At 72.9% G+C, this 19,704-nt stretch carries 16 protein-coding genes; 4 read left to right on the top strand and 12 right to left on the bottom strand.

Going from position 1 to position 19,704, the window contains the following annotated elements; genetic code table 11:
• Nucleotides 1–38: 38 nt before the first annotated feature.
• Nucleotides 39–677 carry a pyridoxamine 5'-phosphate oxidase family protein gene (locus AB0B72_RS37965; protein WP_367744447.1) on the bottom strand — a complete coding sequence of 213 codons (639 nt, stop codon included), beginning with the start codon at nucleotides 675–677 and terminating at the stop codon, nucleotides 39–41.
• Between the two features lie 67 nt (nucleotides 678–744).
• On the opposite strand from AB0B72_RS37965, the gene AB0B72_RS37960 reads away from it, so the two are divergent.
• Entirely contained in the window at nucleotides 745–2,304 is a 1,560-nt protein-coding gene (locus tag AB0B72_RS37960) for a PLP-dependent aminotransferase family protein (protein WP_367744446.1), read from the top strand.
• Here AB0B72_RS37960 and AB0B72_RS37955 read toward each other — a convergent pair.
• The 7 genes from AB0B72_RS37955 to AB0B72_RS37925 form a co-directional block, all read right to left on the bottom strand.
• Nucleotides 2,219–2,821, bottom strand: coding sequence for a hypothetical protein (locus AB0B72_RS37955; protein ID WP_367744445.1), 603 nt, complete (start codon nucleotides 2,819–2,821; stop codon nucleotides 2,219–2,221). The two genes, AB0B72_RS37960 and AB0B72_RS37955, sit on opposite strands and share 86 nt — an antisense overlap.
• 75 nt (nucleotides 2,822–2,896) lie before the next feature.
• Nucleotides 2,897–3,910 (bottom strand): polysaccharide deacetylase family protein, encoded by a 1,014-nt coding sequence (locus tag AB0B72_RS37950; RefSeq protein ID WP_367744444.1) that lies wholly within the window; start codon nucleotides 3,908–3,910, stop codon nucleotides 2,897–2,899.
• On the bottom strand, nucleotides 3,907–4,851 hold the full coding sequence (locus AB0B72_RS37945) for a glycosyltransferase family 2 protein (protein WP_367744442.1): 945 nt from the start codon (nucleotides 4,849–4,851) through the stop codon (nucleotides 3,907–3,909). Before AB0B72_RS37945 ends, AB0B72_RS37950 begins: the two co-directional genes overlap by 4 nt.
• Nucleotides 4,852–4,894: 43 nt before the next feature.
• Complete coding sequence (locus AB0B72_RS37940; protein ID WP_367744441.1) at nucleotides 4,895–5,725, bottom strand: glycosyltransferase family 2 protein; 831 nt, start codon at nucleotides 5,723–5,725, stop codon at nucleotides 4,895–4,897.
• A gap of 201 nt (nucleotides 5,726–5,926) precedes the next feature.
• Nucleotides 5,927–6,292, bottom strand: coding sequence for a hypothetical protein (locus AB0B72_RS37935; RefSeq protein ID WP_367744440.1), 366 nt, complete (start codon nucleotides 6,290–6,292; stop codon nucleotides 5,927–5,929).
• Between the two features lie 148 nt (nucleotides 6,293–6,440).
• The gene (locus tag AB0B72_RS37930) at nucleotides 6,441–8,459 is read right to left on the bottom strand and encodes a sigma factor (RefSeq protein ID WP_367744438.1); all 2,019 of its coding nucleotides are present in this window, start codon (nucleotides 8,457–8,459) and stop codon (nucleotides 6,441–6,443) included.
• Nucleotides 8,460–8,625: 166 nt separating this feature from the next.
• Nucleotides 8,626–10,416 carry a substrate-binding and VWA domain-containing protein gene (locus tag AB0B72_RS37925; RefSeq protein ID WP_367744437.1) on the bottom strand — a complete coding sequence of 597 codons (1,791 nt, stop codon included), beginning with the start codon at nucleotides 10,414–10,416 and terminating at the stop codon, nucleotides 8,626–8,628.
• A gap of 245 nt (nucleotides 10,417–10,661) precedes the next feature.
• On the opposite strand from AB0B72_RS37925, the gene AB0B72_RS37920 reads away from it, so the two are divergent.
• Nucleotides 10,662–11,483, top strand: a complete 822-nt coding sequence (locus AB0B72_RS37920; protein ID WP_367744436.1) for a TrmH family RNA methyltransferase — start codon at nucleotides 10,662–10,664, stop codon at nucleotides 11,481–11,483.
• On the opposite strand, the gene AB0B72_RS37915 is transcribed toward AB0B72_RS37920, so the two are convergent.
• Both AB0B72_RS37915 and AB0B72_RS37910 read right to left on the bottom strand, forming a co-directional pair.
• The gene (locus tag AB0B72_RS37915; RefSeq protein WP_367744435.1) at nucleotides 11,476–12,369 is read right to left on the bottom strand and encodes a D-alanyl-D-alanine carboxypeptidase family protein; all 894 of its coding nucleotides are present in this window, start codon (nucleotides 12,367–12,369) and stop codon (nucleotides 11,476–11,478) included. The genes AB0B72_RS37920 and AB0B72_RS37915 overlap by 8 nt on opposite strands.
• A gap of 20 nt (nucleotides 12,370–12,389) precedes the next feature.
• A complete protein-coding gene (locus AB0B72_RS37910; protein ID WP_367744434.1) occupies nucleotides 12,390–12,890 on the bottom strand; it encodes a DedA family protein in 501 nt (166 codons plus the stop codon).
• A 137-nt stretch (nucleotides 12,891–13,027) separates the two neighbouring features.
• On the opposite strand from AB0B72_RS37910, the gene AB0B72_RS37905 reads away from it, so the two are divergent.
• Nucleotides 13,028–13,498, top strand: coding sequence for a hypothetical protein (locus tag AB0B72_RS37905; protein ID WP_367744433.1), 471 nt, complete (start codon nucleotides 13,028–13,030; stop codon nucleotides 13,496–13,498).
• Here AB0B72_RS37905 and AB0B72_RS37900 read toward each other — a convergent pair.
• Both AB0B72_RS37900 and AB0B72_RS37895 read right to left on the bottom strand, forming a co-directional pair.
• Nucleotides 13,488–16,820, bottom strand: a complete 3,333-nt coding sequence (locus tag AB0B72_RS37900) for a BTAD domain-containing putative transcriptional regulator (protein WP_367744432.1) — start codon at nucleotides 16,818–16,820, stop codon at nucleotides 13,488–13,490. The genes AB0B72_RS37905 and AB0B72_RS37900 overlap by 11 nt on opposite strands.
• A 198-nt stretch (nucleotides 16,821–17,018) precedes the next feature.
• Nucleotides 17,019–17,936 (bottom strand): trypsin-like serine protease, encoded by a 918-nt coding sequence (locus tag AB0B72_RS37895; protein ID WP_367744431.1) that lies wholly within the window; start codon nucleotides 17,934–17,936, stop codon nucleotides 17,019–17,021.
• A gap of 770 nt (nucleotides 17,937–18,706) precedes the next feature.
• Between AB0B72_RS37895 and AB0B72_RS37890 the strand changes: the two genes are divergently transcribed.
• Nucleotides 18,707–19,704, top strand: a 998-nt coding sequence (locus tag AB0B72_RS37890) for a hypothetical protein (protein WP_367744429.1), incomplete at its 3' end; no start/stop codon positions are given.

The following is a 19,704-nucleotide window of genomic DNA, read 5'->3' as shown; positions in this document are numbered from 1 at the left end:
GGTTGGCCCAAAGTGTGCCGAACTATCGCGGGCGCCCGCTATCCCCTGTGACCGATGTGATCTGGAACGGAGATGCCGGGGGAGAGCCTCGGGTCCGGTTCCGGTGCGCCCCAGGCCATGGTGAGCGGCAGCACCCCGGCCCAGATCGGCAGGTCGTAGTCCTCCTCGTCGTCGACCGGCGGGCCCTGCCGCACCTTCACCGACGCCTCGTCCAGCGGCAGGGCCAGCACGGCGGTCTTGGCGAGCTCCTTGCGGTGCGGCGCGCGCACCGCCTCCCACTGGCCGGGGGTGAGCTGCTCGACGATGGCGCGCAGGCCGTCGAGCCGCTCGGCGTCGTCCTCGACGATCCTGGCCAGGCCGTACGCCATGGCGGAGCGGTAGTTGACCGAGTGGTGGAAGGCGGAGCGGGCCAGCACGAGGCCGTCCAGGTGGGTCACCGTGACGCACACCGGGTGGCCGAGCGCCGCGCGCAGCGAGGCCGCCCCCGTGGAGCCGTGCACGTAGAGGGTGTCCCCCAGCCGCCCGTACGCGGTGGGGATCACCCGGGGGGAGCCGTCGACCAGCACTCCGAGATGGCAGACGAGGCCGGCGTCGAGGACGGCGTAGAGGTCGGCGCGGTCGGTCCGGGCGCGCTTGGCGCCCCGGCGGACGGTGGTCCGGGCGGTGGTGGAGAGCATGCCCGTTACGGTAGGCGGAAGTGGACCGGTGGAACACGTCCACTCCGGCCCACTATTGGGAGACCACTTGCGTGCTCACATCGACCTTCCGCTGGCTCTGGACCGGACCTCTCCCGTGCCGCTGGCCGTCCAGCTCGGCGACCGGCTCCGCGAGGCGATGCGCGACGGGGCGATCAAGGCGGGGGAGCGGCTGCCGTCCACCCGCGGGCTCGCCGCCCTCCTCGGCGTCAGCCGCACCGTCGTGACCGACGCCTACCAGCAGCTGTACGCCGAAGGATGGCTGGACGGGCGGCACGGCTCGGGGACGTTCGTCGCGGAGGGGACGCCGGCTCCGGGCCGCGCGTTCTCTCTGGGCGCCGGCGCGCCCGCCGGGCTCACGGCGCCCCGGCCGGACGCCGGAGTGCCGGGGGGTGTGACGAGTGGGGCCGCACCGGCGGCTTCAGGAGCGGGGCATGCAGCACAAACCGCGGCAGGGAGCGTCGCGGGTGAGCACCGCCTCCCGGCTGAGGGTGTCGTGGACCTGCGGCCGGGCCAGCCCTGGGTGTACGGCTACGACGTGGCGGCGTGGCGGCGGGCCTGGCGCTCGGCCGGCGACCTCCCGCTCGCCGACCGCCCCGACCCGTACGGCCATCCGGAGCTGCGGGAACTGCTCGCCGATCACCTGCGCCGGGCGAGGGCCGTCCCCGTGCAGGCCCGCCACGTGATGGTGACGCGGGGCACCGGCAACGGCCTCGACCTGGTCGCCGCCACCCTCCTCGGGCCGGGGATGAGGGCCGGGGTGGAGGAGCCCGGCTACGGGAAGGCGAGGAACATCTTCGCCGGCCGGGGCGCCGAGATCGTCCCGTGTCCCGTGGACGACCAGGGGGTGATCGTCGAGGCGCTCCCCGGCGACCTGCGGGTGCTGTACACGACGCCCGCCCATCAGTTCCCGGTCGGGGGCCGCCTGCCGATCCCCCGCCGGGAGCGCCTGCTGGCCTGGGCCCGCCGCACCGGGGCGATCATCGTGGAGGACGACTACGACGCCGAGTTCCGCTACGACGTCGCGCCGCTCCCGGCGTTGTACGGGCTCGACCCCGACCAGGTGGTGCTGCTCGGCACCCTGTCGAAGTCGCTCAGCCCCGACGTGGGGCTCGGCTGGCTGGTCGCCGCCGAGGGCCTGCTCGACGCGATCGCCCGTCGCCGCGCCGGCCTGGCCGACCGTACGTCCGGCCCGGTCCAGCGGGCCGTGGCGAGCATGCTGGAGCGCGGCGACCTCGAACGGCACCTGCGCCGGATGCGGCTGGAGTACGCCCGCAGGCGGGCCGCCATCGTCGAGGCGCTCGGCCCGCTCGTCCACGGAGACACCGCAGGGCTGCACGTGCTGATCGAGCTGCCCGCGGACGCCGTGCCCGGCATCGTCAGGGCGGCCGGGGAGCGGGGAGTGCTGCTGGACACGGCCGAGCGCCACCACCACGGTCCGCCGCGCGTGCACGGCCTCGTCCTCGGATACGGCTCCGCCTCTCTGTCCGACGTACGGCGGGCCTGCGAGGTGATCCGCGAGCTCACATCACGCGTTCGAGACGGCGATGATCCTCCCGCGGCCGCGGCACCTCCAGGCCCAGCGCGTCCTCGCCCACGATCCTGGTGATGTCGATCGACCCCGGGTCGCCCTCGCGTGCCCCCGGCACCTGCGAGTGACCGAAGTGCCCGCCGCGTGCCCACAGGCGCGCGCTGCGGTCGGCCACGATCGAGTGCGGATACGGCAGCGGCGGCCCGGCGGGCCACAGGCGGGCCACTCCCCAGGAGTCCAGCCAGGCGAGTATCTCGTCCAGGCCGTCGAGCTTGGTGTCGGTGAACGGCTCGCGCGCCGATCCGATCACCTGGATCTGCACGCACACCCGCCCGTTCGCGCCCCGGTCACCGGTGAGCCCGCAGGCGGCCCGCATGGGCGGGAGGACCTGCACGATCTCCCCGGTCACCGGATTCCACACCAGGTGGGAGGGGCGCTGGAGCTGTATCAGCCGCTGGGCGACGGACTTGGCCGACACCACCTGCGGATCGTTCGGCCAGATGAACCAGACCACCCGGGGAGCTCCGCCGAGCATCGGCCCGGAGTCCGCGGGGGAGGGAAGTCGGCTGGCGCCGGGCAGCCATGCTTGGGCCACAATGCCCCCTCAAATCCTCGCTCGCGTCGTTACTCCCCTTTCATACAGCGGCCAACACCTTGTGAGGCTTGATTGTTACACCCGCGAGCCGAGGCGGCCGAGGCCCGACCGGCTCCGCCGGACGACGGCGTAACCCCTGGTGAGAGTGCGTTCCTTGAGATAGATGAGGGGCACGCCCCGGCCCTCGGCGGCCCGCCGGAAACGGGCCGTCGTGGTGCTCCGGCCGACCGTCAGCCGGGGGACGGCCAGCAGGTCGTGGCGGTCGCCCGCCACCGCGTTGTTCACCGCGCAGGCCGCCTTGTAGCCCGCCTCCCGGACCTCCCGGCGCACGCGGGCGCTGGAGTAGCCGTACGGGTACGCCATCGTCGTGACCGCGCCGCCGATCCGGTCCTCAAGCAGCGCCTTGTTGCGCCGCAACTCCTGGCGGACCATGTCCCGGGGGATCTGGTCGAGCTGCGGGTGACTGTGGCTGTGCCCGGCGATCTCCACGCCGTGTGCGGCGGCCTCGCGCACCTGGCTCCACGTCAGCATGCGGTCGAGCGGCCGGCCCGCCGCCTCGGCCCCCGCGTCGTCGAGCCACCCGCTGGTCACGAACACCGTGCAGGGGAAACCGTGCCGGTCGAGGACGGGCAGGGCCTCGGTGTGGAAGTCGGCGTAGCCGTCGTCGAACGTGATCACGATCGGGCGGGCGGGCAGCCCGGGGCCGCCGCCCTCCAGCGCGGCCGCCAGGCCGGCGAACGTCAGAGGGGTGAACCCGCCGTCCTTCAGATAGGCCATCTGCGCGGCGAAGTCGGCCGGGCGTACGGCATGGGGGCGCGTGGCGGGGGTGGGCTGGTCGGTCACCGAGTGGTACATCAGGATCGGCACGCGAGTCCTGCGGGTCACCTCGGTCACCGTGGTGACCTCGGCCGCCCCGCCGGTGAGCCGGGTGACCTCCGTCGTCACCTCGGTGACCTCGGTCACCCCGCTCATCCCGCTCACGCCGGTCACGGTGGTGTCGGTGCTCGTCACGTCGGTCACGGACGTCACCGGCGTCTCAGCCCGGCCCGGCGCCTGAACCGCTGCCTCCTCGTCGTGCGCATCGGTCATCCGCGCGTCCTCATCCGGATCGTCCCCACGATGTAGCCGCAGGTCGTCCAGGCCAGCCCGGTGACGATCGCGCCCGCGCGGCCCAGCCCGGCGAGGTCGCCGCGCAGGGCGTCTCCCAGGCCGCGCAGGACGCCGAGGGGCAGCGTCCTGAACGTGTAATCCCGCTCGCTCGACAGCCCGTCAACCGTGCCGACGCTCTGGGTGACCAGCGCCTTCGACAGGCCCTCGGCGTAACACCGGGACCGGAAGTAGGCGAAGCGCGCCCGCGAGGCGGGCACCTTGTGGCCGATGGCCGCGCCGGGCTCGAAGAGCATCACCGAGCCCGGCCGGCGCTGGGTCAGCCGGATGCAGAACTCGGTCTCCTCGCACCCCAGCGGTCTGCTCTTGCGGCCCTGCACATTGCGCCCGATCTGGGTGCTGAAGCCGCCGACCTCCCCGACGATCTCCCGGCGGAACGCGGCGTTGCCGCCCATGACGTTGCGGATGGGGGCGCGCTCGACCGGCATTCCCCGGTAGGTGCAGCCGACCGTCCAGTCGAACTCCTCCGGGAACCACCGCGGGCGGGAGCCCACCGCCCACAGCGGCCGGGTCAGGCCGCCGACGCCCACCACGGCGGGGTCGGCGAAGCCGGAGGCGAACGCCTCCAGCCATCCGGGGTCGGCCACCGCGTCGTCGTCGAGGTAGGCGACCACGTCGCCCGTCGCCGCCTCGGTGCCGGTGTTCTTGCCGCCCGACAGCCCCCGCTGGTGCGCGTTCTCCAGCACGATCGCGTCCGGGTGCTCCCGCTTCAGCCGCAGGTGCAGGTCGGCGTTGTGGTCGACCACGAGGATCACCTCGTGCGGCTGGAGCCGCTGGGCGCGCACCGAGTCCACGGCGGCGCCGATGTCGTCCCAGCGGTCCTCGGTGTAGACGCAGATCACGACCGAGATCCGGATACTCATCCCGCCTCCTCGCCGTGCGGGCGGCAGCAGCCGGCCGTCGTGATCACGCCGCGCCCTGGTCGGCCGCCGGCGTGGCGGCGCGGACGGGCTGGCGGGGCGACGGGCGCCGCCACTCCCGCATGATCGTGCGGAGCACGCGCAGCCCGTCCCGTACGACGCGCAGGTTGCTCTCGCCGTGGATGCGGCAGCGCTCGTGGCTCGGCACCTCGTGGATGCGCAGGCCGGCCCGGGCGGCGCGGATGTTCATGACCGTCTCGACCTCGAAGCCCGCGCAGTCGAGGTCGAGAAGGGGCAGGTGGCGGGCCCAGAACGCGTTGTAGCCGTAGCACAGGTCGGTGTAGCGGGTGCCGTACAGCCAGTTCACCATCGTGCGCAGCACGCTGTTGCCCAGCCGGCGGTTGAAGGTGAGGTCGTCGCTGCCGCCGCCGGCGATGTACCGGGAGCCCTTGGCGAAGTCAGCGCCGCTCACCAGCGCGCTGACGAACTGGATGATCTCGCGGCCGTCGGTCGAGCCGTCGGCGTCGATCATCACGATGATCTCTCCGGTGCAGGCGGCGAAGCCCTCGGCGAGAGCGTCGCCCTTGCCGCGGCCGCGCTGGTGCACGACACGGACGTTGGGACGCAGGCGGCGGGCCACCGCGATGGTGTCGTCGGTCGAATGGCCGTCGACCAGCACGACCTCGTGGACCCAGTGAGGGAGTGTGGCGAAGACGTGGGGCAGGTTCTCGGCCTCGTTCATCGCGGGGACGACCACGCTCACCGTCGGGGCGACGGCCAGGTGGGGGCCGAGGGGGGTGTAGCGGTCGACAGCCGGCAACGACCGCAGGGTGGCGAACTGAGATTTCACACCGTGCTCGGTGATCTCGGGACTCATGGTGACGGGGATGTCCTTCCGGGCGGTCTGTCATGAGCGGAGACTGCCGACGGACCGGCGCGACTGGATGGAGAAGGCGGTCTCCATCCCGGTCTTAGGGCAGGGAGGGGCTGGGTGGTGAGGGGTGTTACTGCGAACGGAGGCGGCGGCGCCGGCGGGTGAGCCTGATGGCCTCGGGCTTCCCTGAGCGATGGTCGACGATCACCTGGAGCCTGCCCCCTGTTCGACGGATGCCTGTCCCCGGTAGAGCAACCGGATGACGAGCAGGAAGAAGCCGAGCACCCCGATCGTGGCGACCCCTGCGCGGGGAGACCAGGCATCGAAAAGGAGCATGGCTTCGGCGAGTAGGACGTTGATTGCCAGGCTGGCCGCTAGGCCAACCGTAAGCGTGGCGAGTGGGTCACGATCACGCAACAGTCCGACGACCGCGGCCCCCGGAACCACCAGCAGGAACAGCGGAGTCAGGAGCATCCGGGCAGGCGTCTGCACGTCGGCCAGGGCGAGCAACGCTCCGGCCGCGCACGCGACGGCGAGCACGGCTTTGACGGCGACGCCTTTCCTGCCCATGTCTCTTGTCTCCCTGATGGTGGCCCACTCATCGGACCAACCCGCTTACTGGACGTCAATGGCGACGCCTCAGCTCAGCCGCGGGTTTACCGGACCACAGCGGAAAGCTGTGATCTTATCCGACATGTTGCGGAACTCAGGGAGTGAATCAGGGAGTCGGGCTGGCCGAGGGGGCCTCCACGGGGGGCGTTCGAGGCGGTTCCGACGTCGGATCCGGCTCGGGATCGGCGTCGCCTGAGCCCTCCTGGCCGGACCAGGAGACGCGGCAGGAGGGGGAGCCCGCGGCCGAGCGGAAGGACACCGTCCCGCTTCCCGGCAGGCCCGGGTCGACGACGGCGAGCGTCACCCGGCCGGTCGCGCCCGCCTTGAGCTTGCCCCGGCTGGGCGAGACGGCCATCCCGTCGGAGACGGTGGCCGTCCACTCGATGGCCGCGTTCCTCGCGGACAGGGTGATGACGTCGCCGGCGGCCGCTCCGAGGTCACCCGGGCAGTGGGCCGACAGAGACGCCGCCCCGGGCGTGCGCGCCGGACCCCGCGTCGGTTTGCGGGTGCCCGCCGGCCGGGGGCGAGGCGGGGCGGCCGTGGCGGACGGCCGGGCGTTCCCGGCCCGCGGACTCGCGGCCGGACCGGCTCCGCCGCCGGGCTCCGGCTCCTGCGAGGACTCGTCCGCCGGCCCGTCCGCCGGCCCGTCCGTCGGCCCGTCCGTCGGCTCGGTCTCCTCCGGCTCCGTGAGTTCGTCCGGGTCGGTCTCGGAGGGGCCGAGGGCCAGCCCGTCGGCCGGCGGTGTCCGCACCGTCTCCAGGTGGCCGGCCGGCGCCTGGTTGGACACCAGGGCCAGGCCTCCCGCCGTGCCGAACACGCAGGCCGCGGCGAGCATGACCGGCGCGGCGCGCAGGGGCCGGGGGCGCCGGCGGTTGCGGCGGGGCCGTCCCTCCGCGGAACCGGAGCCGGAGCTTGAGCCTGCGCCGGAGTCGGAGTCGGCGTCGCGGCTCTCGAAGTCGGCCAGGACGCTGCTCACGGCTGTCGGGGCGCTGTGGCGGCCCTCGGAGCCGGTCGGGGTGGCGTGGTGACCGTCGGCGAACGCGGGGAGGCCGTGGCGGCCCTCGGAGGCGGCAGGGGCGGCGAGGCGGCTCTCAGGACGGCTCTCCGTGACAGCCGGCAGGGCTCGACGGCCCTCAGCGCGACTCTCAGCGCGGCCCTCAGCACGGCTCTCACGGCGGCCCTCAGCGCGACTCTCAGCACGGCTCTCACGGCGACTCTCAGCGCGGCCCTCAGCGGCGGACGGCAGGCCGCGGCGGCCCTCGGGGACGACCGGGAAGCCGCGGCGGTCGAAACGGTCGCCCCGGGCCGCGATGGCGCCGCGGGCCGCCTCGCGATCGGGGTTGAGCGAGGTGTCGAGCACCCGGCGGCGCAGCGAGAGCGGAGCGTACGCGATGGGGACCATGTCGAGCAGCCGCTCCGCCGGCACGTGCCGGCGGCGGCCCTCCGTGCAGATCTCGCAGGCGGCGATGTGCCTGCTCAGGCGTTTACGCAGAGGGGTGCCGAGCGGGCCGTCCTGCCAGGAGGCGCCGACGCCGGAGTCGACCAGCGCCGACAGGTCCGGGCAGTGGGCCCGCCCCGCCCGTGCCAGCGCGATGGCGGCCGCCGCGTTCTCCACGTGGTCGCGCGCCTTCCCCAGCCGGGCCGACGCCTGCCGCGAGCTGAGCCCGAGGACCGACCCCGTCTCCGCCGGGGACAGGCCGTGCCGTACGACCAGCTCCAGGACGTCGCGCTCGGTGCCGCCGAGCTCGTCCAGCGCCTCGAACACCAGCGCGGCGAGCAGGGGGTCGTCCAGCTCCTCCATGGCCTCCGTCATGGCCACCGTCGGACCCGTGCCGGTGCTGCGGGCCCGTCGGCGGTCGGCGCACCGGAAGCGGGTCAGCGCGTACAGCCATGCCCGCAGGCGCGCCGGCTCCTTCAGCCGCCCCGGGAACTCCCGCGCCGTGACGAGCGCGTCGTGGACGGCGTCGGCGGCGGCGTCGAGGTCGCGCAGCCGCCCGAAGGCGTAGTCGCTCAGCCGGTCACCGTAGGCGTCGTAGAGCGCCGCCGGCGCGTGGGCGTCCCCGCGCAGCAGCGCTTCGAGCAGTCTCTGGTCGTCGGCGCGGCCGACGTCCGGCCATCCGGGCAACGGACATTCCTCCCCGTGGGACGGAACCAGGTCTCGCTGGTTCCCACACGAGAAGGACGCCCCCTCAGAGGCTCCCGTTTACCCCTTCCCAGATCATGCTCAACCGGCATGACCTGGGAAAACTGGTGCCAAAACCGCCTGATGGGACTCCTGTGAACACAAGGGGCTACTGCTGCTCCGCGCCCTCGCACTTCGGCGCGCAGAGGCGGCGTGCGATGCCCTTGAGGAAGATGTTGCGGATCTCCAGGACCGTCTGCGGGAAGTAGGCGGCCCCGCCGGTGGCCTTGGCGATCGAGGTCATCTGCTTCTGGTCCTCGTCCTTGTTGGTGTTGAACGAGATGGCGATGATGCTGACCGGCCTCTTGGGGTCGTACGCCTGACGGAGCCGCTGCAGGATCTGCGCGTTGCTCACGCCGCCGTTGGGGTCGTCGTTGCCGACGCCGTCGGTGAACAGCAGGATCGTGTTGACCTTGTCGGGCTCGTACTCCTTGGTCATCTTCTGGTAGGCCGCCCACAGCGTGTCGTTGAGGCCGGTGTTCCCCGTCGGGATCGCGCGGGCCTGCTGGAGCGCCTGGCTGATCAGATCCCGGCGGGTGACGCCGTTGATCTGCTGCGCGAGCGGGCCGATCTGCACAACGGGCTTCCAGTCCACGCCCTTGCCGCGGAGGTTGTCGGAGAAGGCCCACACGCCGACGTCGGCCTTGTCCGGGAACAGCTTCAGGCCCTCGATCCCGACACCGGAGATCGCCTGCATGCGCGTGATGCCGGTGCTGTCGGCGGGCAGCGCCATCGTGCCCGAGATGTCGATCAGCGCGAGCAGCTTGGTGCCCAGCTTGATCTGGTGCCACGCCTGGGAGAGCTTGGCGATCGTGGCGGCGTCGGGCAGCGCGATCTCCTGCGGATTCTTCGGGTTCACGCCGTTGTCCGCCTTGAGCAGGCTGCCGCCCTTGCCGTCCGGCGTGCGGAAGCCGTAGTCCTGGACGGTCTTCTTGCCGGCCGAGGAGGTCAGCTGGGTGGCGAAGGCGGCGGCGGCCTTGCGGACCGTGGCGTCCTTGGCGGTCACCACGATCGGGTAGTCGAGGCTGACCGTCCCCTCGGCGGGGTAGAGCGCGACGGCGGGGTTGGACGGCGTCGTCTTCGTGTTGAACGCCCAGACCGCCTGCTCGGACGAGATCCCGACCGGGATGCGCGCCGCGGTCTTCGTCAGCGTGGCGAACAGGCTGTCGGGGCTCGACACCGTGGACTCGGAGAGCTGCCGGAGCACGCCCACCAGGGTCTCCTCGCTGCCGCCCGCCGCCGTGAGCACGTTCGCCCCCGCGAGCAGGGCGCCGAGGCCGGCGGCGTTCTGCGTGGGGTCGAGGGCGAGCACGCGCACCTTCTTGGCCAGGCCGTCGGGGTTGGCGGCGTTCGCCGCGCTCATCAGGCCCGTCCAGCTCGGGCTGAAGGCGGCCTGGAGCTTCTCCGCGCCGGCCTTCGAGGCGGTCAGCACCACGGGGGAGTGGGCGACGCTCCCCGTGGGCTTGGGCGCGCCCTGTCCCCCCGCGCCCGACAGCCAGAGGCTGGAGTCGGGGATCCAGATGTCGGGGTCCGGCTTGCCGGTGGTCGGGCCGCTGCCGGCCATCGCGTTCGCCACGTCGACGGAGTCGGCGGCCTTGACGGTGACGGCCACGCACCTGCCGTCCACCGCCGTGCCCGCCTTGGTGAACTTGGCGGCCACCTTCTGGACCGCCGGCTGGATGTCGGGCGAGGCGACCACCGACAGGGCGATCTTGTCGCCGCTGCAGGCCGGGTTCTTGTTGACCACGACATAGGCCGCCACGCCGAGAAGCACCGCCAGGGCGACCGCGCCCGCCAACGGGACGAACACCATGCCCCGGCCCGCGCGCCGGCGCGGAGGCGGCTCGTACTGGGGGTTGTAGCCGCCCTCGAGATCGTCTGTGCGGTGCCGTCCGCCCACGGTGCCCTCTTTGTGTTGATCGGTGCCCGCCGCTTCCGCGGTACGGGCCCCCGAAAAGGAGATTCCACGTAATGCTTACGGAACGATACTGGCAAGGCCAACGCTGGCAAAACGCCGGTTTTGGTGCAGATATACCGAGAAATCATGACCGTCGGTCACTTCGTCGCCACCGCCGGCGGTGCCGCCGGCACGACGGCGCCCAGCCGGCCGGGGCGGCCCCGCACCGGCGGCCGTACCCTTGGCGGGTGGTCATCCCGGTCGAAGACGCCGCCGATCCGCGGCTTGCGGACTACATGCGGCTGCGCGACATGGATCTGCGCAAGAGCCTCGAAGGGGAGCGCGGGCTCTTCGTGGCGGAGGGGGAGAAGGTCATCCGCAGGGCCGTCGGCGCCGGATACCCGGTGCGCTCGGTGCTGACGACGGCCAAGTGGCTGGAGCACCTCGCCGACGTGATCGAGGGCGTCACCGTCTACCTCGTCCCGGACGACGTGATGGAGGGGATCACCGGCTTCCAGGTCCACCGGGGCGCCCTCGCCTCGATGGGGCGCCTGGCGCTTCCCAAGGTCCCCGAGCTCCTGGCCGGCGCCGGCTCGCCGTCCGGCCCGCCACGGCGGATCCTGGTGCTGGAGGACCTCGTCGACCACGGGAACGTGGGTGCGATCTTCCGGTGCGCCGCCGCGCTCGGCGTCGGCGCGGCCGTCCTGTCGCCGCGCTGCGCCGATCCCCTCTACCGCAGATCCGTGAAGGTCTCGATGGGGGCGGTCTTCGCCATCCCGTACGCCCGGATGACGGACTGGCACGGCGGGCTGGCGGAGATCAGGGCGGCCGGGTTCCGGCTGCTGGCGCTCACGCCGGACCAGTCGGCCGCCGCGCTGGACGAGGTGCCGCTCGACGGCAGGGTCGCCCTCATGCTCGGCTCCGAGGGCGACGGCCTGTCGTCCCACTGGCTACGAGAGGCCGACCTGCCGGTCCGCATCCGGATGAGCCCCTCCGCGATGGACCTCGGAGTCGACTCCCTCAACGTCGTCGCCGCCGCGGCCATCGCCTGTCACAGCCTGCTCAGGTGATCCCCGCCCCGGCCGTCATCCCGGCGTCCAGCTCCCCGGTGACCCATTCCAGGAGCTTGCGCGCGGTGGCGAAGCGGGCGGCGTCGCCGCGCTCGCCCAAAAGGACCCCGACGAACGTGTGTCCCTCGCGTACGGCCACGAAGGACAGGCAGTAGCCCGCCTGCCGGGTGTAGCCCGTCTTCAGGCCCAGCGCGCCGTCCTTGAGCAGCGTGTTCGTGTTGCGCCAGGTGTGAGCCCGGTGGACCGACGTCTTGGCGATCTTCCTGGCCGGGGTCCTGGCGACTGTCGCGATCACCGGGTCGGCGAGCGCGGCCGTGGCGAGCGCCGCCTGGTCCCGGGCCGTGGAGTAGCCCTTGGACGGCAGGCCGTCGGGGTTGGCGTAGTGGGTGTCGCGCAGCCCGAGGCTCTTGGCGGCGGCGTTCATCCTGGCCACGAACTTCGTGGTGCCGGGGCCGTACCGCTGGGCCAGCGCGTGGGCGGCGTCCGCCCCCGACGGCAGCATGAGGGCGTAGAGCAGGTCCCGGACCGTCAGCCGCTCGCCCGCCCGCAGCCCCGCGGCGGTCGCCCCGCCGGCGACGGCGTGCCGTACGTCGGCCTTGGTGATCGTGACGACGGAGTCGAGGCGGGCCTGCCGCCGGACGACGTACGCCGTCATGACCTTGGTGAGGCTCGCGATGGGCACCCTCCGGGTGTCCCGCTTGGCGAGCTGGATCGTTCCCGTGGTGGCGTCCACGAGGTACGCCTCCCGGGCCGTGACGGAGGGAGGGGCGGAGGATGGGACGGAGGACGGCCCGCCGTGCGCCGGCGCCGCCGACGCCTGCGCGGTCCCTCCGGCCAGCAGCGCCCCGAGGAGGACGGCCGGCGCGATGATTACCCCGATGCGCATCCCGACATGATCGCACGGCGTCAATACGCGGCGGGCGCCTTCCCGCTCCGGCGGCGCCTCACGACATACGCGACGATTCCGGCGGCGATGACCGCGACGACCGCCGCGGCGAGGGCGGGGGAGCGGGCCGCGAGCGACAGCCAGCCCCACAGGAGCGAGTAGAGCCCGAACGCGGCGACGGGCACCCAGGTCAGGCAGCCGAGCGCGCTCGCCACGAGATACCACCGGTAATCCACCCGCAGCGCCCCGGCCACCCAGGGCAGCGTGTGCCGCAGGCCGGGGACCCAGAAGCAGCCGTAGACGGCCAGGGCGCCCCACCTGCCGACCAGGCCCTCCACCCGTGCGATCCGCTCGGGGCCGATCCGCTGCCCGGCACGGGATCGATAGAGGGCGTCGCCGAGCCGGCGGCCGACCCAGTAGTACACCTGGAACGCGCCGAACAGCGCGACCGCTCCGGCCGCGACGACCAGCCACAGGGGGAGGCCGAGAACCGAGGCCCCCGCCGGGTCAGGGATCCGCACGTGTTCTCACCGCCGGGTACGACATCTCATCGGGCGATCCCGACCTTATCGCCGCCGACCGGCCGCCTTGCAAGCCGCCGTCAACCGGAGGTCAACCCTTTCGTCGTACATCTGGGTGTGTGATGAAAGTGGGGGCGATGAGTCCGCGAAGCAGCGTGGTGCCGATCCTGGCGAGCGGGACGGCCACCGCGGGCAAGCTGCTGGTCGCCACCCTCGCCGTGACCGCCGCATACATGGGGGCCTCGCCTGGGGTCCCCGGCATCCGGCTGGTCACGGCGGCAGGCACAGCCCGCACGGCCGTCACCGCCCTCACCGCCGAGACCGGCTCCGCGACACGGACCGGCCCGGCGACGGTGCACGCGACAGGGGCCTTCGCGGACTCGCCGCCCCCTCCCGGCACGCTCGCCGCGGCTCCCGGCGGGGACCGGTGCGACCCGGTTCACCCGCCCCGCGCCGGCTCGCCGCCCGGCACGGACACCCCGCGTTCGCACCGGAGCGTCCCGGGCCGGATCCTTTCGGGCCGGAGCGTTGCGCACCGGAGTGTCGCGCGCTCGCACCGGGGCGTCTCGCGCTCGCATCCGGGCGGGAAGCCCGCGGTCAGCTGCTGAGCGCCTTGCGCGCGTCCGTGACCCACCGGGGCACGCCCACCCGTTCGGCCACGGCGAGCGCCTTCTCGTAGTGGTCGCGGGCCGGCAGGCCGAGCCGTACGGCGAGGTCGCCGAGGGTCCTGGCCACCGGCCAGAGGGCGACCACGCCGGTGCCCGCCCCGGCGATCCGATCGTGGAACGGCACCAGCTTCTCGTACGCCTCCCGCATCCGCTCCTCGTCGTCGAGCAGCATCCCGGCGAGGGCACGCCAGATGAGGGTGACCTCGTAGAGGAAGTCGGTCCGCACCGGCTCACGGCCCGTGGCGACGGCGTGGGCGTCCTTGAGGTGCCCGGCCGAGGCCAGGGCCAGGGTGTAGGCGTCCAGCGTCCACTTGGCGCCGCGCTGGTGCGCCTCGCCCAGCGGCTCCACCATCTCGGCGGCCCTTCCGTCCACCAGGTGCAGGCAGAACGTGGCGATCAGCGGCAGATCCTGGCGGCCCTCCAGCATGCCGGCGCGCGCCGTCAGCCGGGCGGCGCTGCGGTAGGCCCGCTCGGCCCCCGCGTAGTCGCCGGTGATCATCAGCCGCTGCCCGGCGTACCAGGCGCCGACCGCCGCCGGGGCGGACAGGTCGTACTGCCGGCCGAGCCGCTCGGCCTGCGCCAGGTGCTCGTCGGCCTCGTCGAAGGCGCCGCGGGCCGCCGCGCACTCCAGCAGCACGAGATGGGCCAGCGTCTGCACGGCGATCTGCCCCGAGGCGGCGCCCACCTCCAGCAACTCCCGGCCGATCGTCTCGCGCTCGTCCACCTGGGTCATCGTGTACGACTGGCGCAGCCGCCCGCTCAGCGCCATCGCGAGCAGGGCGGGGTCGCCGCTCGACCTGGCCAGCTCCTCGGCCTCCAGGGACGCCTGGTAGCCGCGCTGGGTGGCCGAGCCCTCCAGTTCGAGGGCGAGGGTGGCGAGGAGGCTGGCCCGCAGGGACTGCTCACCCGGCGGCAGCTCCACCAGGGCCTTCTCGGTGACGTCGACGATCTCCCAGGCGGTGCGGGTGAAGTCCCGCGCGATGCCCTTGTGCGGGACGGCGAGCGCCGCCGCCACCCGGGCGGTCAGCTCCAGGTCGCCGAGGGGCAGGGCGACGTCCATCGCCTCGCGCCGCTCGCCCCGCGCCGCCGTCATGTCGCCGCACAGCGCCAGCGCCCGGATCAGCCTGAGCTGTAACTCCAGCCGCTCGCGGGCCGGGCCGCCGCCCGCGTGGGCGCGGTCGAACGCGGCGATGGACTGCCGCCACAGCGAGGCCGCCTCGCGATGCGCGAACCGCCGCTCGGCCTGCTCGGCCGCCAGCCCCGCGTACCGTACGGCGTTGGCGGCCGTCTCCACGGTGCCGGCGGCGTCGTAGTGGTGGGCCAGCGCGGCGACGTCCCCCGGGGCGCGCTGCTCGATGACCGAGGCGACGGCCGCGTGCAGGCGCGAGCGGCGCAGCCGGGAGGCGTCGGAGTAGAGCGTGTCCCTGACCAGGTCGTGGTCGAACCGGAGCATTCCGGGGCCGGGCTCGGTCACCAGGCCGGCCAGCAGGCCCGCCTCGACGGCGTCGACCACCGCGTCCTCGTCGCCGGACACGTCCACCAGCACGTCGACGTCCACGTCCCGGCCGATCACCGCCGCCTGCAGCAGCACCTGCTGCGCCCGCTCCGGAAGCCGGGAGATCCGGCGGCGCAGCACGTCGCGCACCCCGGACGGCACCTCGGAGATGTCCGCCTCCGCCTCGAACAGGCGCACGGTCTCCTTGACGAAGAAGGGGTTGCCGCCGGTGCGCTCCACGATCGTGATCACGACTTCGTCGTCCACGTCGCGTACGCAGGTCGCGCGGACCAGTTCCGCCACCGCGGCGTCGTCGAGCCCGTCGAGGCCGACCCGTACCGGATCCAGCCGGGCGAGCGCGGCGAGCACGTCCTGCTGCTGGTCGTTCAGCTCGCCGTCGCGGCACGTGACGACCAGCAGCACCCGGCTGGCCGCGAGCAGGCTGGGCAGCGCCCGCAGCAGCGCGAGCGTCTGGTCGTCGGCCCAGTGCAGGTCCTCCAGGACGATCAGCAGCGGGGCCTCCCGCGCGACCGCGGAAAGGTAACCGCCGACGGCCCGGTGCAGCCGGAAGCCGCCGGACGCCTCGTCGTCGGCGGCGTCCGGCGCGGTGTCGTCGAGCAGCGGCGCGAGCAGGGCGGCGTACTCTCCGGCGCCCCGGCGGGCGATGAGCGTGCGCAGGATCTCCACCCACGCCCAGCCGGGCGGGGTGGCGGTGCTGTCGGGGCAGCCTCCGGTGGCGCCCACCCAGCCCTCCGCCTCCAGGCGGCCGAAGAGCTGGCGGACCAGGGTCGACTTGCCCGCGCCGGGATCCCCGTTGATCACTCCTACGGCGAACCGGCCCGCCTGGGCGCGGGGCGCGGCGGTCATGAGCGCGGCCAGCTCGGCGTCCCGCCCGACGAACGGCTCGGGCTCCAGAGGCGGCGCGTCACCGGCCTCGACCGGCCGCGGCGGCCAGGTCGCGGTGACCTCCACCGTGCGGCGGGGAGCCGGGAGGACCAGGTCGAGCCCCGGGTCCTGGGAGAGGATGTCGGACTCCAGCTTCCGCAGCGCCGGTCCAGGGTCGATGCCGAGCTCCTCGGACAGGATCCCGCGGGCCTTGCGCAGCGCGGCGAGGGCGTCGCCCTGCCGCCCGCACCGGTAGAGGCCCAGCGCGAGCAGCCGCCACCCCTCCTCGCGCAGCGCGTGCTGGGTGGTCAGCGCCTCCAGGTCGGGCACGGTCTCGGCGTGCAGGCCCATCCGCAGCCCGGCGTCGGCGTACCGCTCCCGGGCCACCACGCGCAGCTCGCTGAGCCGTGCCACCTCCGCCTCGGCCCACGACTGGTCGGCGAAGTCGGAGTACGGCGTGCCCTGCCACAGGCCGAGCGCGGCCTCCAGCCGGGCACGCGCGGCCTGGGGGTTCTCGTCGAGCCGTTCCCCGGCCGAGCGGACGGTGGCCTCGAAACGCAGGGCGTCCACCAGCTCGGGGGCGGCACGCAGGGCGTACCCGGACGCGACCGTGACGAGCAGGCGGTTCGGGCCGCCGCGCGGCCGGTTCGGCTCAAGGACGCGGCGCAGCCGTGAGATGTAAACCTGGAGCCCCGACTGGGCGCCCTTCGCCGCGTCGTCGTCCCACAGGTCGAACAGCAGGGTGTCGACGGGGACGACCTGGCCGCGTGCGACGAGGAGGCGGGCCAGGACGGCACGCTGCCGCAGGCCGCCGAGATCCAGCTCAGCGGCGCCGTCGTGTGCGCCCACCGGCCCGAGAACCCGGAACGTCACCGAGGTCATCGGGCCCTCATCCATCGCCGCGCGCCGAGGTCGCCGGCTCCCGCTTGCCGCTCCATGTCAGCCGCAACCGTATGCGCGCCCGTGAAGCGGGCACAAGGTTTCGCCAATGCGGACCCACCCTTACTCGTCCTGCAGGGATCTTAGACGAGTAAGTCCCGAGTCGTTCGGCCGTGGAACCAGACGTACCCCACGGGAGACCTACTCCGGCAGCGGCAGGCCGAGTCGCCGCCGGATCCAGTGGTAGGTCGTGGCGGTGTCGGCGAAGGCGTTGGGGCCCGGAGTGCCGCACGGCTTGCCGGCGGTCTCCATGCCGAAGCTGAACACACCGGCGATCATGCGGCGGCCGTCGCTCCGGATCACCAGCGGCCCGCCGCTGTCGCCGAAACATGCGACAGCGGGGCCCTGCCCGCACAGCACCGACTCGGTGTCCACCGTGGCCGGTGTGGCGGCGGAGCACACGCTGTCGCCGGTCACCTCGTAGACGCCGCGGCGCAGGACGTCGCCGCGCACCGATTCGGGGTCGCTCGGGTTGGGCGGACCGATGAGCCCATGCCCGTACAGGACGGCCGGTGTGCCCGGCGCCGGCGCGCGGGAGGCCACCGGGAGCGGACGTACTCCATGTATCGGACGATCCAGCGTGATCACTGCGAGGTCGAAGGCGGCGCTGCCGGCTTCGGGGTCATCGGGAGCCGTGGGGGAGGGGATGAGCCGGTATCGCGGATGGACGGACACCGCCGCGATCCGCGCGACCTGGCCGGGGTCGCCCGACAACACGGTGGCGCCGATGTGGTACTCGGCGACCTCCCTGAGTTGGTCCACCGGAATCCCGGCCACACAGTGCGCGGCCGTCAGCACTCGGTCGGGCGCGACGAGGGCGCCTCCGCAGGAGGCCCGCTGGAGCAGCGGCTCCGGCCCTCTGACCGCCAGGGTCGCCATCCACGGCGCCTCCTTCGAGCTGAGCACCTCGCGCCCACCGGCGATGGCCCGCGCCGGTCCGGCGCCCACGGCCGTCACGGCCGCGGCCGTGATCGCGACGGCGCCCAGGGCCGTCCACCGCCTGCGTACCCACGGGGCAGACGCTCCCCCGCCACGCCGGGATCCAAGGCGTCGTCTCATCACATGTCCTCCGCACCGTCGATCGATGATGTTGCGATCGTGGTGTTACGGAGGGGTCCCGTCCTCGGGGATGCTCCTGAACTCGGCCCCGGGACCGCCCCAGGCCCTCTCAGGGGCGGTGCCGCCGCGCGTCGCGTGATAGGGGAGGGGCGATTTCCCCTCGACGTGTTCTTCCCTTGATGAAACTTACATGACGCTCCTCAATGGCGATCTGAACAGGCGCGGAGGCGTCCGCTGCCCGCGAAAAGGGATTCGCGATGGAAGATGAGGGAATTCTCGCCCTTCCGATCGTCTGCCATCGAGAGCCGACGGGGACACGGTGCGTGAGCTCAATCGAATCGATTCTGCAATACCTTGACAAGCTTCGCCGAAGGTTTCCACACTGAGTCCCGAAGCGGCCTCCAGCCGGCGTCGGCGGTAATCGGCAGGGGTTGCCGGTCGTGACGCCGATCGCGCCGCGGACTTAGCTGGACCGAGCCCGAATTCACCAGGCCCGACCTCTGCTCGCTTTTGTGACGCCGACGGCAACGCCGGCCGCCTGAATTCCGCGGCCGGCGCGACCGCGCCCGGCGGCGAAGCCGCCGCGTTCCCCATGGAGAGTGAATGAACACGTCCGCGGAATTCGGCACCGCAGTGCCGAATCGATTCGATTAGGGACGGTCCATGTGCGACCGCTCATCCCCCTCACCTGAAGACGACACCGCAGGCTCCAGGACAGGCGCGGGGCTTGTCCTGCAGCCGCCCATCCCCTCATGTCAACGGAGTCTTGAGTGAACATCACATTTGGACGGCGGCACAGACACCGCCGTGGCCTGGCCGTTCTTCTCTCCGCCGGTGCTCTCATCACCGCGTCCGTCGTCGTGTCCGCCGGGCCGGCGCAGGCGGCGGACCAGTCCATCAGCGTCAATTTCGCCTCCGCGAGTGGTTCGCCGACCTATCGGGCGTCGGGGTGGATTTACGGCATGACGGAGAACGCCGCGAATCCGCCGAGCAACTACTTCACGGATGTGAAGTTCCGGTACATGCGGGCCGGTGGCGCGCAGCTGGACGCCCCGGGCGGGTGGGTGTCGGGCAAGTACGACCGCCGGTGGAACGCCACCCGCGCGCAGTTGCTGCGGACCCGGTCGCTGGGCGGCGAGTTCATCTTGCTGGTGCACGACCTGTGGGGCGCCGACGGCTACCCCATCACGCGCTACCCGGGCGACAACGGCAACTGGACCGACTACGACAACTTCCTCACCCGCCTGATCAACGACGTGCGGGCCACCGGCGCCCCGGTCCAGTGGGACCTGTGGAACGAGCCCAACATCACGATCTTCTGGAACCGGCCCCAGTCCCAGTACTTCGAGATGTGGAAGCGCGCCTACCAGCGTGTCCGCGCCGCGTTCCCGTCCCAGCTGATCGTCGGCCCCAGCTTCGCGGGCGTGCCGTCCACCGGCGGCTGGTGGACCCAGTACCTCGACTACGTCAAGGCCAACAACGTCGTCCCCGACATCGTCAGCTGGCACTCCCTGCCCGGCGACCCGGTCGCCAACGTCTCCACGGCCAACACCACGCTCAACTCCCGCGGCATCGCGCACCCGCGGCCGTACCAGATCAACGAGTACGGGGCGTCCAACGAGCAGAACCCCGCCGACGGCGCCTGGTACATCGCGCGGCTGGAGCGGGCCGGCGCCGACGGCCTGCGCGCCAACTGGGCAGGGGGCAACAACCTGCACAACGACCTGGGCAACCTGCTGGTGCACAACTCCGCCGGGCAGTACTCCCC

This window comes from Microbispora sp. NPDC049125 (genome assembly GCF_040802045.1).
Lineage (GTDB): Bacteria > Actinomycetota > Actinomycetes > Streptosporangiales > Streptosporangiaceae > Microbispora.
Note: the sequence above shows the minus strand (reverse complement) of the source record. Positions and strands in the feature narration are given on the sequence as shown.

Excerpts from the sequence above, each read along its gene's own strand:
- AB0B72_RS37895 (WP_367744431.1), bottom strand. The coding sequence starts at position 17,936 with ATGAGACGACGCCTTGGATCCCGGCGTGGCGGGGGAGCGTCTGCCCCG.
- AB0B72_RS37950 (WP_367744444.1), bottom strand. The coding sequence starts at position 3,910 with ATGACCGATGCGCACGACGAGGAGGCAGCGGTTCAGGCGCCGGGCCGG.
- AB0B72_RS37945 (WP_367744442.1), bottom strand. The coding sequence starts at position 4,851 with ATGAGTATCCGGATCTCGGTCGTGATCTGCGTCTACACCGAGGACCGC.
- AB0B72_RS37965 (WP_367744447.1), bottom strand. The coding sequence starts at position 677 with ATGCTCTCCACCACCGCCCGGACCACCGTCCGCCGGGGCGCCAAGCGC.
- AB0B72_RS37900 (WP_367744432.1), bottom strand. The coding sequence starts at position 16,820 with ATGACCTCGGTGACGTTCCGGGTTCTCGGGCCGGTGGGCGCACACGAC.
- AB0B72_RS37935 (WP_367744440.1), bottom strand. The coding sequence starts at position 6,292 with ATGGGCAGGAAAGGCGTCGCCGTCAAAGCCGTGCTCGCCGTCGCGTGC.
- AB0B72_RS37915 (WP_367744435.1), bottom strand. The coding sequence starts at position 12,369 with ATGCGCATCGGGGTAATCATCGCGCCGGCCGTCCTCCTCGGGGCGCTG.
- AB0B72_RS37940 (WP_367744441.1), bottom strand. The coding sequence starts at position 5,725 with ATGAGTCCCGAGATCACCGAGCACGGTGTGAAATCTCAGTTCGCCACC.
- AB0B72_RS37905 (WP_367744433.1), top strand. The coding sequence starts at position 13,028 with ATGAGTCCGCGAAGCAGCGTGGTGCCGATCCTGGCGAGCGGGACGGCC.